Annotated in this window: 23 protein-coding genes and 3 pseudogenes; 18 read left to right on the forward strand and 8 right to left on the reverse strand. The window is 45.5% G+C overall.

Annotated elements, in window-relative coordinates:
• The 5 genes and pseudogenes from RIG27_RS05395 to RIG27_RS05415 form a co-directional block, all read left to right on the forward strand.
• Positions 1–126, forward strand: a pseudogene (locus tag RIG27_RS05395) (RNA-guided endonuclease InsQ/TnpB family protein); the annotation flags it as partial.
• A 31-nt stretch (positions 127–157) separates the two neighbouring features.
• Positions 158–1,798, forward strand: a complete 1,641-nt coding sequence (locus RIG27_RS05400) for an ArnT family glycosyltransferase (protein WP_446343155.1) — start codon at positions 158–160, stop codon at positions 1,796–1,798.
• Between the two features lie 130 nt (positions 1,799–1,928).
• Positions 1,929–2,205: pseudogene (locus RIG27_RS05405) on the forward strand (BrnT family toxin).
• Positions 2,192–2,458: a hypothetical protein gene (locus tag RIG27_RS05410; RefSeq protein ID WP_446343157.1), complete on the forward strand. Its 267-nt coding sequence runs from the start codon at positions 2,192–2,194 to the stop codon at positions 2,456–2,458. Before RIG27_RS05405 ends, RIG27_RS05410 begins: the two are co-directional and overlap by 14 nt.
• Before the next feature lie 82 nt (positions 2,459–2,540).
• Complete coding sequence (locus RIG27_RS05415) at positions 2,541–2,732, forward strand: element excision factor XisI family protein (RefSeq protein WP_446341232.1); 192 nt, start codon at positions 2,541–2,543, stop codon at positions 2,730–2,732.
• Positions 2,733–2,800: 68 nt separating this feature from the next.
• On the opposite strand, the gene RIG27_RS05420 is transcribed toward RIG27_RS05415, so the two are convergent.
• The 4 genes from RIG27_RS05420 to RIG27_RS05435 form a co-directional block, all read right to left on the reverse strand.
• Positions 2,801–3,613, reverse strand: coding sequence for a YtxH domain-containing protein (locus tag RIG27_RS05420; RefSeq protein WP_446343158.1), 813 nt, complete (start codon positions 3,611–3,613; stop codon positions 2,801–2,803).
• A 282-nt stretch (positions 3,614–3,895) separates the two neighbouring features.
• The gene (locus RIG27_RS05425; RefSeq protein ID WP_446343159.1) at positions 3,896–4,783 is read right to left on the reverse strand and encodes a metal ABC transporter permease; all 888 of its coding nucleotides are present in this window, start codon (positions 4,781–4,783) and stop codon (positions 3,896–3,898) included.
• 255 nt (positions 4,784–5,038) lie between these two features.
• Positions 5,039–5,758: a metal ABC transporter ATP-binding protein gene (locus RIG27_RS05430; RefSeq protein ID WP_446341230.1), complete on the reverse strand. Its 720-nt coding sequence runs from the start codon at positions 5,756–5,758 to the stop codon at positions 5,039–5,041.
• 74 nt (positions 5,759–5,832) lie between these two features.
• Entirely contained in the window at positions 5,833–5,997 is a 165-nt protein-coding gene (locus RIG27_RS05435) for a hypothetical protein (protein WP_446343160.1), read from the reverse strand.
• 32 nt (positions 5,998–6,029) lie between these two features.
• Here RIG27_RS05435 and RIG27_RS05440 point away from each other — a divergent pair, with 32 nt between their 5' ends.
• Complete coding sequence (locus RIG27_RS05440) at positions 6,030–7,136, forward strand: metal ABC transporter solute-binding protein, Zn/Mn family (protein WP_446343161.1); 1,107 nt, start codon at positions 6,030–6,032, stop codon at positions 7,134–7,136.
• On the opposite strand, the gene RIG27_RS05445 is transcribed toward RIG27_RS05440, so the two are convergent.
• Positions 7,115–8,350: an FAD-dependent oxidoreductase gene (locus tag RIG27_RS05445; protein WP_446343162.1), complete on the reverse strand. Its 1,236-nt coding sequence runs from the start codon at positions 8,348–8,350 to the stop codon at positions 7,115–7,117. The genes RIG27_RS05440 and RIG27_RS05445 overlap by 22 nt on opposite strands.
• 129 nt (positions 8,351–8,479) lie before the next feature.
• Between RIG27_RS05445 and RIG27_RS05450 the strand changes: the two genes are divergently transcribed.
• From RIG27_RS05450 to RIG27_RS05505, 12 genes are all read left to right on the forward strand, one after another.
• Positions 8,480–10,174: an iron uptake porin gene (locus RIG27_RS05450; protein WP_446343230.1), complete on the forward strand. Its 1,695-nt coding sequence runs from the start codon at positions 8,480–8,482 to the stop codon at positions 10,172–10,174.
• Between the two features lie 117 nt (positions 10,175–10,291).
• Entirely contained in the window at positions 10,292–11,263 is a 972-nt protein-coding gene (locus RIG27_RS05455) for a CobW family GTP-binding protein (RefSeq protein ID WP_446343163.1), read from the forward strand.
• Positions 11,251–12,327, forward strand: coding sequence for a hypothetical protein (locus tag RIG27_RS05460; RefSeq protein ID WP_446343165.1), 1,077 nt, complete (start codon positions 11,251–11,253; stop codon positions 12,325–12,327). Before RIG27_RS05455 ends, RIG27_RS05460 begins: the two co-directional genes overlap by 13 nt.
• Positions 12,328–12,427: 100 nt before the next feature.
• Positions 12,428–12,685, forward strand: a complete 258-nt coding sequence (locus RIG27_RS05465) for a hypothetical protein (protein ID WP_446343167.1) — start codon at positions 12,428–12,430, stop codon at positions 12,683–12,685.
• A gap of 15 nt (positions 12,686–12,700) precedes the next feature.
• The gene (locus RIG27_RS05470) at positions 12,701–13,459 is read left to right on the forward strand and encodes an energy-coupling factor ABC transporter permease (RefSeq protein ID WP_446343169.1); all 759 of its coding nucleotides are present in this window, start codon (positions 12,701–12,703) and stop codon (positions 13,457–13,459) included.
• Positions 13,456–13,758, forward strand: coding sequence for an energy-coupling factor ABC transporter substrate-binding protein (locus tag RIG27_RS05475; RefSeq protein WP_446343171.1), 303 nt, complete (start codon positions 13,456–13,458; stop codon positions 13,756–13,758). Before RIG27_RS05470 ends, RIG27_RS05475 begins: the two co-directional genes overlap by 4 nt.
• A 29-nt stretch (positions 13,759–13,787) precedes the next feature.
• Complete coding sequence (locus RIG27_RS05480; protein ID WP_446343173.1) at positions 13,788–13,967, forward strand: hypothetical protein; 180 nt, start codon at positions 13,788–13,790, stop codon at positions 13,965–13,967.
• A 4-nt stretch (positions 13,968–13,971) separates the two neighbouring features.
• Positions 13,972–14,769 carry a cobalt ECF transporter T component CbiQ gene (gene cbiQ / locus RIG27_RS05485; RefSeq protein WP_446343175.1) on the forward strand — a complete coding sequence of 266 codons (798 nt, stop codon included), beginning with the start codon at positions 13,972–13,974 and terminating at the stop codon, positions 14,767–14,769.
• Between the two features lie 8 nt (positions 14,770–14,777).
• A complete protein-coding gene (locus RIG27_RS05490) occupies positions 14,778–15,680 on the forward strand; it encodes an energy-coupling factor ABC transporter ATP-binding protein (RefSeq protein WP_446343176.1) in 903 nt (300 codons plus the stop codon).
• Positions 15,681–15,701: 21 nt separating this feature from the next.
• Positions 15,702–16,073 (forward strand): DUF1830 domain-containing protein, encoded by a 372-nt coding sequence (locus tag RIG27_RS05495; protein WP_446343178.1) that lies wholly within the window; start codon positions 15,702–15,704, stop codon positions 16,071–16,073.
• A complete protein-coding gene (locus tag RIG27_RS05500; RefSeq protein ID WP_446343180.1) occupies positions 16,048–17,091 on the forward strand; it encodes a CobW family GTP-binding protein in 1,044 nt (347 codons plus the stop codon). The genes RIG27_RS05495 and RIG27_RS05500 overlap by 26 nt, the downstream gene beginning before the upstream one ends.
• 101 nt (positions 17,092–17,192) lie before the next feature.
• Positions 17,193–18,191 (forward strand): CobW family GTP-binding protein, encoded by a 999-nt coding sequence (locus RIG27_RS05505; protein ID WP_446343182.1) that lies wholly within the window; start codon positions 17,193–17,195, stop codon positions 18,189–18,191.
• 41 nt (positions 18,192–18,232) lie between these two features.
• On the opposite strand, the pseudogene RIG27_RS05510 reads toward RIG27_RS05505, so the two are convergent.
• From RIG27_RS05510 to RIG27_RS05520, 3 genes and pseudogenes are all read right to left on the reverse strand, one after another.
• Positions 18,233–18,385: pseudogene (locus tag RIG27_RS05510) on the reverse strand (type II toxin-antitoxin system VapC family toxin); the annotation flags it as partial.
• A complete protein-coding gene (locus RIG27_RS05515; RefSeq protein ID WP_446343184.1) occupies positions 18,382–18,612 on the reverse strand; it encodes a hypothetical protein in 231 nt (76 codons plus the stop codon). The gene RIG27_RS05515 and the pseudogene RIG27_RS05510, both read right to left, overlap by 4 nt.
• Positions 18,613–19,345: 733 nt before the next feature.
• Positions 19,346–23,527 (reverse strand): PAS domain S-box protein, encoded by a 4,182-nt coding sequence (locus RIG27_RS05520; protein WP_446343186.1) that lies wholly within the window; start codon positions 23,525–23,527, stop codon positions 19,346–19,348.
• Between the last annotated feature and the right edge of the window lie 143 nt (positions 23,528–23,670).

Here is a 23,670-nt window from a genome sequence, read left to right on the forward strand (position 1 = left end):
AGAGATGTAGCAGCCGCACAAATAGTCTGTATAAGAGGACTTGCAGCCGTGGGACACACGGTCAAGATGCTTTCTGAGGGTAAATTCATGGGAATCCCTACGATGAAAGAATCACCGTCCTTATAGGGCGGTGAGTGTCAAAAAGAACCAATGATAAATGGCAAAACGACGACTGAATTTCACTAACAACCATTGGCTAATCGGTTTTTTCTTAGCCGCCTTTTTCCTGGGAAGTATTTCTCTCGGAAATGTACCGCTACGAGATTGGGATGAAGGAACTCGCGCCCTGATTGCCAGAGAGATTTACCGCACCGGGAACTGGCTGCATCCGACACTTCAGGGGGAACCCTATCTACTCAAACCCCCGTTAATGGATTGGTTAATTGCTCTGTCGTATAAATTTTGGGGGATCGGAGAATTTACCACCCGCCTACCAGGAGCGTTTTTCTCCGCTTGTGGGGTTCCACTACTCTATTTGTTAGGGCGAGATGTTTTTGCCCAACGTTTACCTGCTGTATTGGCGGCTAGCGTTTACTTGACGTTGTTACCTGTAGTGCGTCATGGGCGTCTGGCGATGCTGGATGGTACAGTGGTGTCATTTTTTCTACTATTGCTGGTATGTCTGCTGAAAGCGCGTCAGGATAAGCGTTGGGCGGTTGGGATTGGGATTAGCCTGGGATTGATTACGTTAACTAAAGGGATTTTGGTGATCCTCCTGGGTGCGATCGCGTTTGGGTTTCTCTTAGCTGATAAACAATGGGCGCAGTTAAAGAGTCCCTATTTTTGGCTAGGTATTCTCTTGGGAAGTACACCTGCGATCGCGTGGTATGCTGCTCAGTGGCAATATTATAGCGAAACCTTTTGGCAGGTGCATTTTCAGGCGCAGGGGTTGAACCGCATCTCGGAGTCTGTGGAGGGAAATCAAGGTGCGCCTTGGTATTATTTCCTGGAATTACTTAAATACAGTTTTCCCTGGTTCCTATTTTGGTTTAGCGGATTGGCGCTAGCTTGGCATCATCGTCAAAGGAGTTGGGGCAAACTGGTACTGATTGGTACGATTGGCTATCTGGGGGCGATTTCCCTAATGGGAACCAAGTTGCCTTGGTACATTATGCCGCTGTATCCCTTTTTTGCCCTAGCTGTTGGCATATATCTAACACAGTTGTGGCAAAAAAGCAAGCATTACCACCAGATTTTAGTCTGGCTTTTGGGGTTAATGGCAGTTGCAGGGGTGGGGGGATGTGTTTATTTTATCCTGGCAGATCCGCAGCCTGTGTTGATTATGATGGGCGTGGTTGTGGCGTTAACAATGGGTTTAGCGGCTTGGCAGGTTTACCAGGATAATCGTCAATTTATCCCGATTTTATTGGGTGGAACTTACGTGGCGTTGTTATTATTAATGATGTCTACATCCTGGGTTTGGGAATTAAATGAAGCCTTTGCGGTGAAACCAGTTGCCGAGTTGATTCAGGAACATACTTCCCCAGAAACTGTGGTTTATACGTCTTATGGTTATCGGCGTCCCAGTTTAGATTTTTATAGCGATCGCCAAGTTATTCCGGCGGATACAACTAGGTTGAAACAGTTGGCGTCAACGCCGTCGTATTTACTGGTTGATGAGTCAACGTTGGCAGTATTACCCGTTCGCGATCGCGTGGTTTTTGATAGTAGCGAAGGCTTCACCCTAATGTGCTTCAGCTGTCATGCATTTAAATTGGGTATTAGTCGTGAGCAAGATGCTCACACTACGACAAGGATTTCGCCATTATTGACATGCGATCGCCTTAGACTTGATTGAAGAGCGATCGCTAAATTTGGCATTGATGTTGGATGGGAGTGGATGTTGGGTTTCGGCACGTCAACCCAACCTACGGCGATGGGCGATCGCACGAAAAATTCCTTCAAATACTTGATGTTATAATCATCCTATGAATTTTGACTGGGACGATAACAAAGCGGCAATAAATTTATTTGTCAAAGCACCGAGTTTCATTTGAGGAAGCCAAAACCGTTTTTGATGATCCGCTTTATGTTGACTTCTACGATCCCGATCATTCTGAGGATGAGGAGCGTTATCTTATTGTTGGAGAATCAAACCGGGGACGTTTACTCATTGTATCGTATACAGAAAGAGGAGATTTGATTCGTCTGATTAGTGCAAGAGTTGTAACACAAGCTGAACGAGAAGCTTATGAAGAGGGTTAAGCCAGATATGGAAGATGATCTGCGAGCAGAATACGACTTAAAGAGTTTACGAGTCAGAAAGTTGGGTTCTGGACGAAAAAGTTTTGCCGGGAAAACTGTACGCTTAGATCCTGATGTTGCAGAGATGTTTCCTAATGCTGAGGCAGTCAATGAAGCTCTGCGATTTCTGATTAGGGTTATGCAGGACAATCAAGCCATTGCTCCCGAAATCAAGTCTAGCACTTCGTTGGATCGAACAGACGAAAGTCCTTAATTTGACAGCGCTTTTGGTGGTAGGTGAGGTACATAGATCCCCAATTTCTTGGAGGAGTAGGGGATCTGGCTTGGAATGGTAGATGCAAGTCCACGGCTGCCTTACCCATGTTCAGATTATTGATGGTAAAATTTGGATTCAACGGGATGGTAAGATGGGAAAAGTTATGACAGTTGTAGGGGCGGGTTTTACTACTATCCTTTCTGAGCTCACCCTGATGTGCCTAAACATTTGTCATTCGTCGAAGTTAGGTACAACACGAATGAGTTTGTAGTACCAAGTTGCCTCTCAAAGCGTTAATATGACACGTCGGAACACAACTTGGTATTAGGAATCTTTATTTTACCGTTCGGTATTCTTTCTGAAGGATGTTCGCTTGTCAACTTCAGGTATTTCAGGTGTTTCTGGCTTAACCTCAACCTGCGTCACTTCCGTTTCTGCGACGTTTTTTCCCACAGCAGTGACAGGTTTTGCCACGACTACCGCAGTTGGATCGGGTTCCACAATAATACGTTCTTGTTCTGTCTCTACCTCGCCATCTTGATTATTTTGATTCGATGGCTTTGCTTTCTCTGCCTTGTCTTGAACGTTATCGGCTGCACCCATCGCCGCATTTTTGGCTTGATCGGCTTTACTCTGGAGAGAAGGTTTAGCATTCTCAGCCGCATCTTGAATCCTGTCGGCTGTCTTAACCGCAGCACTTTTGGCTTTGTCGGCTTGACTTTCAATAGCTGGTTTAGCATTCTCAGCCGCATCTTGAATCCTGTCGGCTGCTTTTTCCGCAGCACTTTTGGCTTGGTTAGCAGCACTTTCAATCGCTGGCTTGGCTTGTTCCGCCGCACCTTGCACTTTATCGGCTGCCTTTTCCGCAGCACCTTTGAGTTTATCCGGTGCATCTTCCGGGGTAGCCTTAGCCGTCAAACCACCAGCTACTGCACCTGTGACAGCACCTACAACTGCGCCTCGTTTGCCAGCCACTTGACTACCAACTACAGCACCAACGGCTGCGCCAGCTACGCCAGCGCCGACTAAACCCTTGCCTTGATTATCTTGATTATCTTGATTGTCTTTATTGGACGAAAATTCATCGGGTTGATTGGCAGTAGGTTCAATCGGTTGATTATTTTTATCCAAAAATTGCTTATTACTATCCATGTAGAGTTGTCCTCCTTTACTGATATTGAATGTTTTTCTAAGGTTTAAGGCTTTCTTGTATCTTTCACAAACTTACCAATTCGCCGTTATCGCTGACGCCAAGCTAAAGGAGGATATGACACTACCTTGAGTCAGTCGATAGATATATTTCATACCAAATCCGCTTTGAAAACCCTTTTTTGTCATGGCGATTGAAATCGCTGCTACACAAACAAAGTCCGCCTGCGCGGACTGGATTATAACTTATAGAACACCCAGTTAGCGGTTAAAACAGGGAGAGACTCAGCGTTTCCAGAGTTTGAGGGGTTGCAGGATTTTGGCAATCCAACGGAGGGTTCCGGGTTCGGTTAAAATTCCCTGGGTGGGACTGAATAGAAATGCCAGAATAAAGAAACTAAAGACAACCATGACGATCGCGGGTCCTGATGGCAAATCCAGGTGATAGCTTAAATACATACCCGTAACACCCGCCATTACACCAATTATTGCCCCTAATCCCATCATTTGATGCAATTCTTTGACTAAAAGATAGGCAGTAATGGCAGGACCAACCAGGAGGGAGATAACCAGCAGCACACCCACGGTTTGCATACTGGCGACAATCGTCAAGGTAATGGCGCAGACAAAGCCGAAATACATGGTGGTGACGGGTAAACCACTGGCTTGAGCGCCGAGGGGGTCAAAGGTGTAGAAAAGGAGTTCTTTGTAAAACAGTTTGGTTAACAGTAAAATAATTACGGTAATGATTAGTGTATGCCAGACATCGCTGGTTCTGACGCCTAAAATATCGCCGAAGAGAATAGAACTGAGGTCAAATTGATTTGTTTCTAAGAGGGTAATTAGGATGACTCCCAAGCCTAAAAAACTGGTTAAAGTTAACGCCATCGCTGCATCAACTTTCACTCGCGATCGCTGATGAATACCAGCCACCACTAAAGCGCTCAATGTCCCAGCAATAAATGCCCCCAAAGACAGAAATTGCTCTCCCACAAAAAAGGCGATGGATAATCCCGGTAAAACAGCATGGGCGATCACATGAGCGATCATGATCATCTGTTGCACAATCAAATAACTCCCCACAACCGCCCCTAAAATTCCCAGCAACACCGCAATCGCTATGGCATCCCGCATATATCCCCACTGCAGCGGTTCAATTAACCAATCCCACATCCTATCCACCTCACTTATTTTTGATTTATTATTTACTATTAATATTTCATAAAAATCTGTATTATGCTACCTTTATTCTTTCCGAATGTTGATGTTTAATGATTGCTATAATTGGCAACTTAAGCATCAAATTAGGGCAGGTTTCGGTGAGTCACAAGCCAGGGCGGGTTTTGTTTTTCAGCTATCAGTCATACGCAAGCTTTAATGGCTAAACCCGCCCCTACAGTAGCTAAACCCACTCCTACTGCTTTGAGATTAGGCGACAACAAGGCTCATGAGTCTCCCATAGGCTTTTTTAAGATTTTCAGTCGTCAATACTTCTGACTTTGAACCCACGGCGATTAATTCTTTGTTTAACAATAATACCTGATCATACTGTGCCAAAGTTTCTCCCAGATCGTGACTAATAACCAATAGAATTTTATTTTGAAACTTTAAGTCTTGAAAAATCTCAAAAATAATCTCTTCCGTCTTTTGATCAATGCCAGCAAACGGCTCATCAAAAAAAAATAACTCCGCCTGTTGCGCCAGTGCCCTAGCTAAAAATACTCGTTGTTGTTGTCCTCCAGAAAGTTCACCAATTTGACGATAACGATACTCAAACAAGCCCACCCGTTCTAATGCATCCTGAACAATCTCCTGGGATTGACGAGACGGATGTTTAAACCAACCTGTGTGGATAGTGCGCCCCATCATCACGACATTCCAGACTGTAACCGGATAATTCCAATCAATTTGGGTGCGCTGTGGTACATAGGCGACTCGTTTCCGTTGACTTTTCAGGGGTTTGTCGTGAAAGGTTGCTTCTCCTCTGGTGAGGGGAATGAGTCCCAGAATCGCCTTAATAATCGTACTTTTGCCAGCACCGTTAGGTCCCAACAGTACCGTTAACTGTCCCGGTTGGATGGAAAAGGAAACACCGGAGATTGCCCAGGTATTTCGGTAGTTGACCGCCAAATCATGAACTTCGAGCATTACAACCTGTCTGTGAGAATGACTACCATTAACAAATTCTGCTTTCAGCTTATCGGATAATGATTGCCATGATTTCACGCTTTGAGAAGGGATAGGGAAGCTGGGGGAGCAATGTAGAGACGTGCCATGGCACGTCTGGAAGCTGGGGGAGAGGAAAATACATGAGAACTCCCTGCTAGCCGTATAGGGGATATAGCTGTAGGCATCCGTTTCAACTCTAATACTAGAATGATTATCATTATAATTGTCTCTCGGTTTCAGGAGCTTGACTATGCTAAAGTATGTATTCAGCCAAACCTTGAACGGCTGGAATAGTAAGGTGTTGGCATTAGCGATCGCACTGACAGGGTGTGTTCAAACCAACCAGACAACGGTTTCACCAACAGAGGATGGGACATCAGGTGAGAAACCCAGTGTAGTGGTGTCTCATCGCGTTCTTTGCGATTTAACCGCAGAAATTGCCCAAGACACCATTCAAGTCAACTGTTTATTAGATCCGAACCAAGATCCTCACACCTACCGATCAACCCCATCGGATCGCAAAGCTGTTGAAACCGCACAACTGATCCTTTATGGTGGCTATGATGGGGAACCCGGTGTTGAAGGATTAATTGAAGCCAGCAATACATCAGCCCCTATTGTGGCTGTATTTGAGGAAGCTGTCCCCAATCCCCTAACGGGAGAAGCACATCACCATAACCATAATGGAGATCACCATGATCACGGGGAAAAGGAACAGGTTGAACACTCAGATCATGAAGAAAACCATGGAGCCGATAAGGGAGAAAACGTTCCCGATCCCCATGTTTGGCATGATGTGCAAAACAGCATGGCAATAGTTGATGTCATTGGTAACCAACTGACAAAGATTAATCCAGATCAGGCTGACTTTTATGCGGAAAATGTCCAACAGTTAACCACCCAACTTGACCAGTTAGATACCTGGGTCAACGCACAAGTGGCAACAATTCCCTCAGGAAAACGTAAAATTGTCACCACTCATGACGCCTTAGCTTATTATGTCAACGCTTATGGATTTGAAGCGGCGGAATCGTTACAAGGACTCAGTACCGAAGAAACCCCCTCAGCCGCACGGGTAAAGGAATTGGTAGGAACCATTGAACAAGCCAAGGTTCCCACGATTTTTGTGGAAACTACAACTAATTCCACCGCGATTGAGACTGTTGCGAGGGAAGCGAATGTCAAGGTTTCTGAACAAAAACTGTTTGTTGGCAGTCTAGGTGCGGCAAATAGTGACACGGCAACCTATATCGGAATGATTACACACAATACCTGTGCGATCGCGGAAGGTTTGGGCGGAACCTGTACTCCGTTCAAAGTAATGACAGGTGATAATCAGCCTGAAGAGGAAGGGTAAAGCGTCGGTTTGGTTAAGGCGGGTACGATGCGATCGCTCGCCAGTTTACCACCGTACAGGTTCCGTGCCACAGGTCCTATCTGTAGGGCGGCTAAACCTCCCATCACGAATAACTCACAACCTGACCAACGCAGATGCTCATCTAAAACGGGCATACCCTTGACAAGAGGTATCGGATATGCATCAATAACATCCTTCAGTAACGGGTCAACGGTGGCATCAAAGCCAGTTCCAGTGGCATACCAAATGCGTTGACATTCATACCCTTGACCATCATCACAGTCAACCTGCCACTGGTTATCCTGCCACCGAGCCTCAACCACCTGGCATTCTGGATAAAACCTCAGCATACCTTGCCTTTCCAGGCGGCGTAACTGAAACATCATTTTCGGCGTCATTGATCCCCCATTTCGCGCCCCCTGAATCATCTCCCACCGCTTCTGCCAATCCGGTTCAGCCCAAAAGTCCTTGAGATACTTTGGTCCCAACCAACCCGGTTCAGCATCAAACCATTTTTCCTGGAGTCGGCGCCGTGACATTAACATCACCTTCGCTCCCCGTGCTGCTGCACCCACGGCTAAATGTCCACTCGTCAACCCACCCCCAATAATCAACACCTGCTCATCGGCTATCGGCACGTTGCGTAAATCGACGCTTTGAGCATGGCATAATCGGTCACTGGGATAAGCCGATGCAATCGTATCCACCCAATCCGGTACAATCTTTCTCCCCGCACCTGTAGCCAGAACCACCCGACGAGCGATGACTGACTGCCCATTGGACAACTCCAGACGAAATCGAGGGCGTTTGAAAACCGTGGTTGGCTCAATGCTACTCACATCAGCCCGAACCAGCTTATCCGGCAAGCCCCACTGATGGATAACATCCTGACAAAACTCCTCAAATAGCTGCGTTCCGGGAAGATCGTATGGCGGAAAAAATTCCGACTCCCGGTTTTCGGCAAAAGAGCGCAGCGCATAGGGGTTGGGGTGGGGATGGTGTACCGCAGGGGATCTCAGATGAGGGATTTCTAGGGCGGCAAATTGATGGAACCACCGATTCATCCATCTGCCACTGGCGTCAAACACCCAAAACCTATCCTTCATTGTCTTACGCTTTTGCAGCAGGTGAGTGACTAGGGATAGAGCCTGGGGACCTGCGCCAACAATAGCAATGTCAATGTTCGCGGGTAAGGATGCCGAATGGTTTGTCATGAAAAATCAGACCCGGGATTTACAATAACGATAATCGTTCTTATGATAATGATTATCATAATTGTGATGCCGAGTCACCGATAGGTGATCGGGCAAGACCTTGAACTGAATAGGGTGTGAGGAATGACTATGGCAAAAATGTGGTGGCAGTCTTTAATCGTTAACCCAGTGGTGTTGGGTGGTACTTGGGCAGTCTGTGCAGCCCCAAATGCTTTGGCACAAATTGAGGGGTACAACCCCATCAGTCAGACGAACGCTCTTGAGCAAGTTACCAGTGTCTCTCAGTTACGAGATGTTTCCCCTGGTGATTGGGCGTATGAAGCCTTACGCAGTCTGGTGGAACGCTATGGCTGTATCGCTGGCTATCCCGATGGCAGCTATCGCGGGAATCGAGCGTTAACCCGATTTGAGTTTGCCGCTGGTTTGAATGCGTGCCTGCAGCAAATTGAGCGTTTACTCCCTAATGGCGAACTGGAGGGGAGTGATTTGGCAACTTTGCGACGGTTGGTGCAAGAATTTGAGGCGGAATTGGCAACTCTAGGGGCGCGAGTCGATAATTTGGAAGGTCGAGTCGCTTTTTTAGAGGATCATCAGTTTTCCACAACGACCAAACTTCGCGGAGAAGTCAGCTTTGCCCTGAGTAGTGTGTTTGGGGATGAAAAGGCAGATGGTAGTGGAGAAGATTTGGAAGATGAAGTGGTTTTCGACAACCGAGTGCGTCTATTTTTGGAGACGAGTTTTACAGGGGAGGACTTGTTGCTGACTCGTTTGGATGCATTGAATACGGTTCCTTTTGGTCCGGGTGAAGGAGATAATCCCAATATTACCGGAACTAGCATGACCCGTCTCGCTTTTGATGAAGGCAATGATAATGATGTAGCGATTGGTAAGTTATTTTATCGCTTCTCTCTGGGAGAAATGGCAGCGTCACATAATCAGGAAGAAGAGGAACATGGACATGGACATGGACATGGGCATGGTGCCGTTAAAGATGCGAAACTTTCCTTTATTATTGATGCCGTTGGTGGTGAGTTTAATGAGAACTTTGCCAACTATAATGAGTTTTTCTCGGAAGAACTTACGGGGGCGATTTCTCGTTTCGGGCGTTTTAATCCGATTTATTATCAGGGACTTGAAGGTACAGGTGCTAGTATGACCTATAACTTCAATTCGGCACTTAATTTATCCGTGGGTTATCTGGCTCCCAATGCTAATGATCCGAGTCAGAAAAACGGATTGTTTAATGGTAGCTATGCTGCCATCGCCCAACTGGGGATTGAGCCGAGCGAAGGTTTGCGTTTGGGTCTGACTTATGTGCGTTCCTATTATCCTGGGGGACAGGTGGTGGTTTCTGGGGAAACGGGGAGTGAATTGGCAAATGTGCCATTTGGGGAAGATACTGCAACGTCAGCGGATCAGTTTGGGCTTTCTGCGAGTTTGCGTCTCAGTCCCGCTTTTACGCTGTCGGGTTGGGGCGGTTTAACCCTGGCTCATGCTCAAGATAATGGTTTCAATAATGGTGTCTTAGTGGATGAGGGCGATGACGCCATTATTTTTAACTGGGCAGTGACGCTGGCATTGCCTGATTTTGGTTCAGAGGGGAGTTTGCTGGGGTTTGTTGTCGGACAACCGCCGAAGGTGACGGATAATGATGGCGGTTTTGAGGATGATGATACGTCTTGGCATCTGGAAGCTCAGTATCGTTATCAACTCACGGATAATATCGCGATTAATCCGGGGGTGTTCGTGATTCTTAACCCAGAACACGATGATAACAATGACACGATTTGGGTGGGGACGCTTCGCACTATCTTTGAATTCTAGAGACGTGCCATCTGTAGAGACGTAGCATGCTACGTCTCTACATTATTTGGGTGAAAGGGATTGTCGCCTAGGGCAAAAACGTTTAATATATGAGAATGATAATCATTTTAATGTCGTATGGTAACAGTTCAAGCCTCCAGTACCATTCCGGTTACTGTTCTCACCGGCTATCTCGGCGCAGGGAAAACCACCCTACTCAACCACATCCTTACTTATGAACATGGCAAGAAAGTCGCCGTCATCGTCAACGAGTTTGGAGAAGTTGGTATTGATAACCAATTAGTGATTGATACCGATGAAGAAATCTTTGAGATGAACAACGGGTGCATTTGCTGTACCGTCCGAGGGGATTTGATGCGGATTATCGGGAACCTAATTAAGCGGCGTAACAAGTTTGACCATCTGGTGATAGAAACCACTGGACTGGCTGACCCCGCCCCCGTGATTCAAACCTTTTTTATTGATGAAGATATGCGGCAGCAACTGCTTTTAGATGCCGTGGTAACAGTGGTGGATGCCAAGCATATTTGGCAGCATTGGGAAGCAGATGAGGCGCAAGAACAGATTGCTTTTGCTGATGTAATTTTGCTGAACAAGACAGATTTAGTTTCCCCGGATGAGTTAGATGAGTTGGAGAAGCGAATACGGGGGATGAATGCTCTAGCAAAAATTTACCGCACCCAAAACTCTGAGTTAGGCATGGAGGCGTTATTGGGTGTGAAAGCCTTTGACCTCAACCGTGCTTTGGAGATTGATCCTAACTTCCTCAGCGAAGATGCTCATGAACATGATCAGTCGGTTCATTCCTTTGCCTTGGTTGAATCAAAACCTGTAGATGGGGAAAAACTGAATAATTGGCTCTCGCAATTGTTACAAACCCAGGGTCCTGATATTTTCCGGATGAAGGGAATTATCAACATGGCTGGAGAAGACCAACGGTTTGTCTTTCAAGGGGTACACATGTTGTTTGATGGTCGAGGCGATCGCGCTTGGAAACCTGGAGAACCCCGGAAAAGCGAACTGGTGTTTATTGGTCGCAATTTAGAGGAAGCGAAGCTGAGAGAGGACTTTAGAGCGTGTCTGGTTTAGGGATTACCCAGAAAAATTTACTAGAACAACAGTGGCGTGGGCAACTCTCGGAGTATGTCACGGCTGTGGCTTGGTCAGTTGATGGGTGTTTAGCGGTAAGTTCAGCGGCGGGGGAGGTTCTGCTGTGGGATGGCGGGAATGGTGACTCACGTTTAATTCTCGGTTCCGAAGACACAGGTGAACAGTCGATTGATGGTCTGGACTTTTCCCCTGATGGGCAATTTTTGGCAGCCGGAGGACAAGATGGTGGGGTGAGAATTTGGCAGGTGAAGCCCCAACTTCAACGGATCACGACTCTCAAGAATGCCCCCAAATGGGTTGACCACCTGCGTTGGAGTCCCACGGCTAACCAATTGGCATTTAGTTTGGGGCGTTATGTCCAAGTCTGGGATGCGGCTGAACAAGAAACGATTGTTACATTACCGTTTGACTCGTCCTCAGTATTGGGAATGACTTGGCATCCTCAAGGACAACATTTAGCGATCGCGGGTGATCAGGGTGCTAAGGTTTGGGATAGCCGAAATTGGGATGATGACCCTTATCTTATCAATATGCCGGCGGCGAGTGTGGCGATTGCTTGGTCACCGGATGGCAAGTATCTCGCTTCTGGTAATCTCGACTTAACGATTACAGTCGTCCAATGGGGTAATCCTCATCCTTGGGTGATGCGGGGATTTCCTGGCAAAATTCGCAACTTGAGATGGTCAAAATCCATGTCAAATACTGCACCATTGTTAGCTGCTTCCAGTGGTGAGGGGATTGTGATCTGGAAAAAACAAACGGATGATCGTCAGGGTTGGGATGCACGGGTTTTAGATCTGCATACTGAAATTATCCAGGATATCGCCTTTCAACCCAAGAGTTTACTGTTAGCGTCAGCGAGTAATGATGGCTGGATTTGTCTGTGGCAAAAAGCCAAGCAAATTGCCCAAATCTTAAACGGTGCTACCCAGGGTTTTTCTTGTTTGGCTTGGCATCCTGGGGGACGTCAATTGGCGGCTGGCGGTCAAAATGGGGAGGTTTTGGTTTGGTCAGAATCCCAGCGGGGTAAAGGATTTGGTTAATGAAAGTTTGCTGAATAAGAAGTATGTACATGTAGAGACGCGCCATGGCGTGTCTAAAAATCTGGCGAAGAGAATAAACAATCAATAACTGACAATAGTAATGGATTTATTTTCTCGTACTGATAAACAAACGCATCCCGAAAAAATCCAGCAAGTTAAACAGTGGATTTATGATGTTTTAGAGATTAATGCAAAAATTTCCGTGTCTCTGAGTCAACTGCGCTGTACTGAACCGGGATGTCCACCCATTGAAACCGTTATTGCCATCTTGGACAAACCCCAGCGACAGTATAAAATCCACAAACCTATTGCAGAACTAGAACAAATTGACATTCAAAACTTGCTAGATAAATCCTAATTTTTGAGAATATCCATGAAACGAAAACAACTTATTTCTCTAGGTTTAATCACTGCCACAAGTGTAACTGTAACCATTTTAGCCGCACCACCCGCTCAAGCGATGCACATTATGGAAGGGTTTTTACCCGTAACCTGGGCGATTTTTTGGTGGATACTCTTCCTGCCTTTTTTTTTGCTGGGACTACGTTCCCTTAATCAGATCACGAAAGATTATCCCGAATTAAAACTGCTGTTGGCTTTAGCAGGTGCTTTTACCTTTGTCTTGTCGGCGTTAAAAATTCCCTCGGTGACAGGTAGTTCGTCCCATCCGACAGGTACAGGACTTGGTGCTGTATTATTTAGTCCCTTAATTATGACCGTTTTGGCAAGTTTTGTCCTTCTCTTTCAAGCTTTATTATTAGCTCATGGGGGGTTGACAACCTTAGGCGCTAATGCATTTTCCATGGCAGTTGTTGGTCCGATTGTGGCGTATGGTTTGTATCGTTTAGTGCTGCAAGTAAGTGGAAGGCAAACCGTTGCCATATTTCTCGCCGCCGCTGTAGCTAATTTAATCACCTACGTGGTCACGTCTCTACAGTTAGCCCTGGCATTTCCTGCACCAGAAGGCGGTATTTTAAGCTCATTTATCAAATTTGCTGGCATTTTCGCTGTCACCCAAATTCCCCTGGCGATTAGTGAAGGATTGTTAACGGTGTTAGTTTGGAATTGGCTGGTTACCTATAGCCAAGAGCAATTACAGGTATTAAACTTGATCAAACCGAAATCACTATGAAACGACAAAGAAAAAGCTGGAATAATTGGTTATTAATTTCAGGCGTAATCCTTCTCGCGGTTATCCCTTTACTTACCATTCGAGATTCTGAATTTAGCGGTGCTGATGGACAAGCCGAAGCCGTGATTGGAGACATTCAGCCTGAGTATGAACCGTGGTTTGAACCTTTGTTAGTACCTCCAGGTGGTGAAACTGAATCGCTGTTATTTGCCTTACAATCTGGGATTGGTGCGGGGACAATCGGTTACGCGATTGGTTTATATCGAGGAAAAACTGAGCGTAATTCTACCTTTAAGTAGGTGTAAAATATGAAAGTTAGCGGCGGTAATTGTCATTTGTACTTCGTCATTTGTTATTTGTTTTCTTTACATTTTATCGGGTCAATTTTGTCAAAATTAGGGCATCACCAAATCAGGGAAAATTTACCATTGCTCCCCCGGCTTCCAGACGTTCCACGGTCACGTCTCTACTCACCACAATACTGATTCAGCAAACCCTAATTAAATGAGATCATGACTCTCCCCATTGATACGCTTTCTTATAAAAATAACCTGAGAACCCTACCCCCAGAGCAAAAATTACTGTTTGCGTTAGTCGTTTTAGGAATTGCTCTCATCGCTTCCCCTCTAACTCAAGTTTTGATTAGTCTCTGGCTGGCAATTTGGACAATCGGTTATGCCAAAATTCCTATCCAATCTTATTTAAAGCTTCTAGGGGTAAGTAGTCTATTTTTGGGGATGGGTTTGCCTGCATTAATGATTAATATAATAGGGGCGAACCAAATCGATTTAGTTGCCAGTGATCAACTCGGAGGTATTAAGTTAGGAGGATTATATTTCTATCTCAGTCACAGTGGCTGGCAAGAAGGGGTCAAAATTATTATCCGATCTTTGGCTTGTATCTCATGCTTACTTTTTATGCTGCTGACTATTCCATTTCTCGAAATTGTGCAAACCCTACGTCGTTGTCAACTCCCCGAAACGATCGGTGATTTGCTGATGTTAATGTACCGCTTTGTTTTTATGCTGATCAACACCGTGATTGAGTTACGATTAGCACAACAAGCGAGAGGAGGATATCGCACATGGAAATTAGCGGTTAAGAGTACAAGTTTGCTCGTTAGTCAATTGCTGCAACGGACAATAATTCGCTATCAGCAATTTTGTGTAGGGTTAGCCGTTAGAGGATTTACCGATAGATTCTATTGGTTTAATGGGCAACATCGGAACTATTCCCAGCGCTATGCCTTAGAAGGAATGATTGGGTGTTTAAGTTTGTCAGGATTAGATATTTATCTGAAAATTAACTAGAAAAACTGTTGATTCAGCCCTTTTTACCCTATCCCCCATCTATGACCCATACATTGCTACAACTCAAAGACATCGTTTATACTTATCCAGGTCAAGATAATCCTTTGTTTCGGGGATTAAACCTGAGAGTTTTTCAACAGAAAAAAACGGCGATTATTGGTCAAAATGGATCGGGGAAATCTACCCTATTCCTGTTGATAGATGGGTTACATAAAGTTCAGCAAGGAAAAATCTACTGGAAAAACGAAGAATTAAAATACAACCGCAAATCTCTAAATCAATGGCGACAACGAATTGGCTTAGCCTTTCAAGATCCTGAACAACAATTAGTCGCCGGAACAGTGATAGAGGATATCGCTTATGGTTTAGCTAACTTACAATTACCCAAAGCCGAATTTGAACAGAGACTTGATGACGCGATCGCGGACTTTGTTTTGCAGGAATTAGTCAACCTACCCCTACATCATCTCAGCTTAGGACAAAAGCGGCGCGTTGCTTTAGCGGGTGTGATGGCGTTGAAGCCAAAATTACTCCTTTTAGACGAACCGACGGCTTATTTAGATAGGAGGCAAACTCAGAATTTTATGCAGGAATTAGATCGAATTCATGAGTCAGGAACCACGGTTGTTTTGGCAACCCATGACTTAGATATTGCCTATCAATGGGCAGATTGGTTCTTGGTTCTCCATCAAGGACAATTGGTTATAGAAGGTGAGGCGGAAGCGGTTTTTTCGCAACGGGAATTAATTGAAGAGTTACAACTAGGTTTGCCAACCGTATGGCAAATCTGGCAAGCCTTACTCAAGCACTTTTGTCGTTCAGAACATACGTCTGTTCCTCGAACAGTGAGTGAATTGAACGAGAAATTGTCAGGAACTCTGACGCAACATCTATCTCAATCTAGACGTTGATTAAACAAAGCAATTATAACGATGACTCAAATTCTTGATGCTTTGCCCCCAGACTTCCCATCGAAAATTTTATGTGGCTATTTCAATCAGACGAGACAAGTTCAGGTTGTGCGGATTGTCAATATTCCTAATTGGTACTTTGAGCGAGTCGTATTTCCTCGGCAACATCTCTTATTTGAAGCTTGTTCTGAGGCTCAACTGGAAATTTATACAGGGGCAATGAGCCAAGGAATTCTTCTAGATAGAATTGGCTGCGATCGGTTATGCATTCAACAGGAATTCATCCAAGCGCCCAACAAAGACTTAAAAAAACTCCCAGTTCTAATTGTAGTTACACCAACCGAGACTCTCATACTAAAAGATAACCATGATACAGACAACAAAACAAACTGAATCGGAAATAGTAAACCTTCCCAAACGAGGGATGCCTGTCACGATTATTACCGGATTTCTGGGGAGTGGCAAAACCACCTTAGTTAATCAAGTTCTCGAAAATAAGCAGAATTTAAAAGTCGCTGTTTTAGTCAATGAGTTTGGAGATATCAATATTGACTCCCAGCTTCTCGTTTCTTTGGATGAAGACATGGTGGAGTTGAGTAATGGTTGTATTTGCTGTACGATTAATGATGGGTTAGTTGATGCTGTTTATCGAGTTTTAGAACGAGAAGATCGGCTTGACTATTTAGTCATTGAAACCACTGGAGTGGCTGATCCGTTACCCATTGCGATCACCTTCTTAGGTACGGAACTGCGAAACCTGACGCGGCTGGATTCGATCTTAACGGTAGTCGATGCTGAAACGTTCACTCCAGAGCATTTTGACAGTGAAGCCGCGTTTGCACAGGTGGCGTATGGTGATATCGTGTTGCTGAATAAAACCGATCGCGTTGAGCCGAAAAAGCTGGATGAATTAGAGAGTTATATCCGCCTAATTAAACAGGGAGCAAGACTCATCCGTTGTCAATATGGTCAAGTGCCATTACCCTTAATTTTGGATGTGGGATTAACCCAGATAGAGAACTACCAGCAGGAGTTGGAGGAAAGCCAGCACCACGATCATGGGCATCATTCCCATCATGATCACTCCCATCACCATCATGATCACTCCCATCATTCCCATCACTTAGAAAATGATGGATTTGTTTCCCTGTCTTTCCAGAGCGATCGCCCTTTTGATGTCCACAAATTTGAGTATTTTTTGACTGAACAGATGCCGAATGCTGTGTTCCGGGCAAAAGGCATTCTCTGGTTTAGTGATAGCCCTTTACGCCATATCTTTCAACTCAGCGGTCCTCGGTTTGAATTAAACCCTGAGCCTTGGATAGGTTCGCCTAAAAATCAGCTTGTCTTGATTGGGCGTCATCTCGATCTAGATGAAATCAAAACGATACTGAACAACTGTCTAGTTTAATCGGTAAAATTATAGTCAATTAATTATTACTATACAATTGGTTTAGGGCGAGTCAGATCGTTCAATCCGCCAATTTGTCATTACTCAACCGGAGGGATTTTATGACCCCTAGTGTCAAACAAGTTCGTCCCACGTCTGTCACCGCTTCTGGGCGGGGAATACCTGTTACCATTATCACGGGTTTTTTGGGGAGCGGCAAAACCACGCTGCTCAATTATATTTTGCATAATCGTCAGGACTTGAAGATAGGCGTTATTGTTAATGAATTTGGCGACATTGATATCGACTCCCAACTCTTGGTATCGATTGATGAAAATATGGTGCAACTGAGTAATGGTTGCATTTGCTGCACGATTAATGAAAATCTCGTTGATACGGTTGAGGCGTTAATTCACCGTGATGATCCGGTGGATTACATCCTGGTTGAAACCACGGGAGTGGCAGATCCGTTGCCAATTATGCTGAGTTTTATCACCACAGAATTACAAACCGTTACTCACATTGATTCCATATTGACGGTTGTTGATGCGGAGTCGTTAACGCCGAATCACTATGACAGTGAAGCGGCACGGAATCAACTCATTTTTGCTGATATTATTCTGTTGAACAAAACCGATTTAGTTGCGCCAAAACGAATTAATCAACTAGAGGACTATATTCGTTCCCTTAAACCTGGAGCTAGAGTCCTCCAAACCCAGTATGGACAGGTGTCATTGCCACTGATTTTGAATGTGAACCTTAATGAGCCTAGCACCTATAAAAGTGCAGCATCAGCCGAGCATCATTTGGCTCATGATCATCAGTCTCACCATCTGGAACATGATCAGTTTATGGCAGTCTCATTTGAGAGCGATCGCGCCTTAAATCTGCCCAAATTTCAAACCTTTATCGATAACCTACCCACCAATGTTTATCGGGGTAAGGGCATTCTCTGGTTTCAGGGGAGTCAGTTACGCCATCTGTTTCAATTAAGTGGTAAACGATGTGATATAAAAAGTGAACGTTCTCACCCTCCTCGTTGGAATCAACTCGTTTTCATTGGACGAAATTTAAATGCAGAGTGGATTCGACAAGAATTAGCAGAGTGCATGGCAAGTTAAGATCCGAAATAAACGATTAATCCTGTTGATAATTATGGTTCAATGTAAAAAATGCCTGTGAGCGTTGTAGCTGTGGCATACCCAACGATCTGACCAGAATCGATCGCCTGAAACAGTCGCTCTGCATCGTGGAAAAATGGCTCTCTTTGTAATAGAAAATCTAGGAGAATATTGGTGTCAACTAAAACGTTCACTGAAGATATTTCTCCACCCGACGCTCTTCCAACATCGCAGCTACTTCTTGGTCGGTTGGTGCGGGTTGGTCTGTTTTGAGTAAGCCACGCATTCGTCGAATTGCACTAGAACGACCAGGCTTGGCAATTGGGGTACTCTGCAAGGACTCAATGATGGCACTAACCAGCGCAAGCCGATCGCTCGGTGATAACTTGACAGCTTCTTCCTTTAAGTTTTGCAGTAGCATAGACACCTCTCAGGGCTGGATAGTCTGGGTTCTATTGAAATAATTATAACCCCGGCGACTAGATCGATTTCATTTGCTAGATTTCCCAGCCACTTGTCAAGGGGATGCTTTCATCCAGCAAGGAGTAGATCGCGCAAAGCCGCACGGTGAGGCAATTTCAATTTTTTGGCTGGGGGAACTTCAGATTAAACGGGAAAGACTCTACTGAAACAATCTGGTCTCCCTTGTTTGTCCACAGCCGACTAAAGACACGATTCCTAAAGCCAGGATTGTTGTAACTAGGCAGCGATAATTTGGCATGATCACTAATTCTCCAAAACGTTGACGTGAGCAAGTAGGAAGTCAAGCCGTCACGACAAACATGACCGCTCCCGACCAATCGGTGCGAAATCCTGATGGGGTTATCGCTATGCCCAGAGCCACTTTCCTTTTCCAGGACAGCACGGCAAGAGTAACCCCTTTAGATTATCATAATGATAATCATTACCAAAATTTTCTATTAATGCTGTCGCTGGTTTACCTGGAGCCGAGACTTCTGGCGTGAAATCTTTCGTGTTTAGTGTCAGCAAACGATTGACATGACCGACTACCGCAGCAGCTAAGATTGGAGCATCGAGAGTCTTTCACATTGGAGCTGACCTTGACTAACATCAACGCCTATGCTCATAAATGAAAGATTCGACTTCCTGGGAAACACCATCCTGGATGAAAGCTTATCTCCCCCTCTCATCCTTTACCACTGGGGTAAATTAATCATTAACTGTTCTGCGGCTTGCCGATTTAATGGTTTAGAGAAAAAGTATCCCTGACCATATTCACATCGCCGCCCTCGCAGTTGGGCTAACTGCATATTCGTTTCTATCCCTTCTGCCACAACATCCATGCCTAAATTGTGAGCCAAGGTCACAATCGCTTGCACTATCTCCCCATTTTCTCCCGCATCACCCATGCGACTGACAAAGGAACGGTCAATTTTTAAGGCATCAATGGGAAACTGATGTAAGCGACTTAACGACGAATATCCGGTGCCAAAATCATCAATGTACAACTGAATATTCAATGCCTTAAGTTGCTCCAATAAAGCCGACGCCGAATCGGAATGTTCCATAATGCCACTTTCCGTAATTTCTAACTTTATAGTGTTAGGATTGACCTCCGTCTCTTGAATAGTTTGGGCAATTTGCTCAATTAAATTCGCTTGGGAAAACTGTTTTCCCGACAAATTAACACTCATGGTTAACGGGGGATAGTGGCGAAATTGTCGTTGCCATTGGCGTAGCTGATAGCAGGACGTTCGCAACACCCACTGACCAATGGGAATAATTAAACCCGTTTCCTCGGCTAACGGAATAAACGCGCCCGGTGAAATCATTCCCTGTTCTGGATGCTGCCAACGCACCAGCGCCTCAAACCCGGTAATCTTGCCTGTCGCCAGGGAAATAATCGGTTGGTAATAAACCTCTAGTTCTTGGCGTTCAATTGCCCATCGCAGTTCGGTTTCCAAGCGTAACTGAGCAAGGGCGCGACCGGACATGGCGGTATCAAACATGACATAACAAGCGGAGCCTTGAAGCTTTGCCCGATGCATGGCGGTATCTGCATCTCGGAGCCAATCTTCCGCTCGGTTATACCCCATACCACTCAGGGCAATCCCGATACTGGCTGTGGTAAACACCTCATACCCATCTAAGTTAAATGAGGATTCCAACGTTTTGTGAATCGATTTTGCCACATCTGTGGCTGCTCCCGTATTGGGGATATCATCCAGTAGAATTGTAAATTCGTCTCCCCCTAACCGAGCTAAGGTATCGCTGGGGCGTAAGCACCCTTCTAATCGCTGGGCGATCGCACTCAGGAGTCGATCGCCGACCAAATGACCCAGACTATCATTGATCACCTTGAAACGGTCTAAATCCAAGACAATCACCGCACATAAATAGTCCCAGCGTTGCCCTGCCCGTCGCAACGCATACTCGAGCCTATCCATGAATAATGCCCGATTCGGTAATCCGGTCAATACATCGTGGAAAGCATCGTGGAGTAACTGTTCCTCCATGCGTTTGCGATCGCTAATATCCACCACTTGACTAATGTAGTGCAGGGGTTGACCTTGAGAGTCTCTAACTAACACAACCTTCAAAATAGCATTGACAATTCTGCCAGATTCTGATCTAAAACGCCGTTCAGTTTGCAAATGGGAGAGTTCTCCCCGCCGCAACGATTGATGTTGGGTATCGTCGAGTGTCCGTTCAGTCGGGTGGATAATTTCTGTCAACGTGAGAGCCAACAGTTCCTGAGCCGTATACCCCAAGGCGTCACACAATGCCTGATTAACCTTGAGGAATTGACCCTCAAGGGAAGTCATTGCCATGCCAATGGGAGCAAGTTCAAAGGTGAGGCGAAATTGCTCCTCACTTTTGAGTAAAGCCGCCTCTGCTTGTTTGCGTTTGGTCGTATCGGTAGCAATTCCATCCATACGAATGGCAGTACCCCTGTGATCGTAAATTAGGCGGGCGCGATCGCGCAGCCAACGCACTTCGCCATCGGGTCGTACAACCCTATATTCTATATCTTTACTCCCCTGGTGCATCAGCGTTTGAGATGCTATTTCCACCCGTTGGCGATCATCAGGATGAACGACTAACTGCCAGAGACTGGGACAATCCACAAAGTCGGATACGGGGCGACCATAAACTCGTTCTGTAGCCGGATTCAGGTAAATAAACTTTTGAGTCTCCAGGGACGCTGACCAGACCACATCGTCTAGAGACCTGAGAATACTCTCCAGCTTTTCCTCACTCTGTCGCAGGGCGTACTCTGCTTGCTTCCGTTTGGTAATATCGGTTTGAATCCCGACAAAATGAGTTAAATAGCCGTCTCCATCAAAGACCGGCGACACATAGAGTTCATTCCAGAACGTGCTGCCATCTTTACGATAGTTCTGTAAAATGACATGGCACTCTCGTTGCTCTTGAATCGCTGTCGCTAACTTAGTCACCCCGGCTTGATGATAATCAGGTTCTTGCCAGAAACGACAGTTGTGTCCAATCACCTCCTCTTTGGTATAACCGGTCATTGACTCGAAGGCGGGGTTGACGTAAATAACTGGGTTATCCGGCTGATTGGAGTCTGTAATAATTACTCCATTATTACTCGCCGCGATCGCTCGTTGCATCAGATAGAGATTCGCCTCTGACTGCTGATGTCCAATCGCCAAGGCTAAAACATTGGCAACCGCTTGGAGAAAGTGAATGTCATCTTCACTAAAACGGCGCTGGCTGGTGGTATGCGCCCCTAAAACTCCAAAGGGTTGCTCTTGACCCGGAATTACCACACTCACACCACTAACAACGCGATGATTGAAAAGCAGAGGGGGTCCACTAAAGCGAGTTTCCACCCGTAGATCTTCAACCACGACAGGTTCTTGAGATACCAGAGTATAACCCGCTTGGGAATTCCGGTTGGCACCAACCAAGGCATACCCAACTAATCCCGGCGACCAACCCACACCCGCTTTGAGTAAAAACACATTACCATTGGGTAGGAGTTCTAACACTTTGCAATACTCAACCTCTAAGGTTTGAGCAATCGTACTCACCGCTTCGTCCATCAGGGTATTTAAATCCAGCCCCGAAAGCGCCCGTTGGCTCAATTTAGCCAAGGTTGCTTGCTGACGCGCTCGTACTCTCAGTTCTCGGTTTGGCTGTTCTGGATGGGTAACCTCTCGAATCACCAGTTGGGTTGCCCCTTGACCTTGATAAATAGCGGGTAAACGGGCAATTTCCACATCAATGATCTGACCATCTAACTTTACCAGTTGTTCGGGAACGAATTTTGTGGGTAATGTTAGGGTGTTAGGTGGATTCGACCTTCGTTTCTGATCAGAGAATTTCTCTATATGTTCAGAACCAACAACTTGGTGATCTCTCCTATTTCTCTGATTTCCCTGATCCTTAGCGCTAAACTCTGACCAAGGTTTACCGATAAGTTGGTTTTGACTAATGGCTCCCAGTAGTTTGACCCCTTTAGGATTGATATAAACCAGGGTTCCCTGGCTTAAGAGCGCGATCGCGTCGGGAGACTGTTCAACCAACGTCCGATAGCAAGCTTCACTGTCTTTGAAAACGGCTTCTGTTTGCTGATATTGGGTAATTTGCTGATAGGTATCGCTGATATCATGGAATACACTCAAAATTGTTTTTTCCTGATTTAAGGTCAACACCTGCATTGATACCGTTACCCACAAGGGCGTGCCATTAATTTTATGGACACGAACTTGATCATTCTGGACAACACCCTTTTGGTCTAATGTGGCTAACAGTCTTTGCCAGTCGGCAGGATTTTCATAAAAATCGGGCATTGAGTTGCCGACTAACTCTGAGGTAGCGACACCAAACATTACCTTAGCGTGGGAATTCCCGTAGACAATCGTGCCATCAGAGACTCGTGCGATCGCGACAGGTACAGGAAGGGCTTGAGTAATTGCCCGAAATTGTGCTTCTTGCTGTTGCAGTTCGGCTTTAGTGTGTAGACAGTCTGCTATCGCTTGCTGCCCTTCATCCGACTGGGCGATCGCACCGACTTGAGCATACTGTTTGCAGGTATAATACTCTTCCGAGTTAGGGTATGAAGGGGACAAAATGTCTAGCTTCTTGACCTTGGCAACAAACGGTAACCATTGCCATAAGCCGATAACCAACAGTCCAAATCCCACCAGATATACCAGCGTCATTAGAATCAGCGTATCGATTGGATTCGGGTTTCGGGTGGTCAAACCAATAGTACGGTTAACTAAATCCATAAACCCATCCAGACAAATTAAAGCGTAACCCGCCAGCATATAGAACCAGCCCGGTTGTCGTTCAATCTGTGATTTTGAGCCGATCCACCACAAATAACCAAGAATAGGCATCATTAGGGACACCCTGAGGCTCCCGATTACAATTTCCCTCATAATTCATTTAGGGCAAGCGTGAGTCATCAACAAAAGGAACAGTCTATTTTGGAAGATCCAAAAGTTTGCCAGATGTTTTCTTAAAAATGAAATAACACCAAACA

It is taken from the genome of Coleofasciculus sp. F4-SAH-05 (assembly GCF_040222985.1).
In the GTDB taxonomy this organism is placed as follows: domain Bacteria; phylum Cyanobacteriota; class Cyanobacteriia; order Cyanobacteriales; family Coleofasciculaceae; genus Coleofasciculus; species Coleofasciculus chthonoplastes.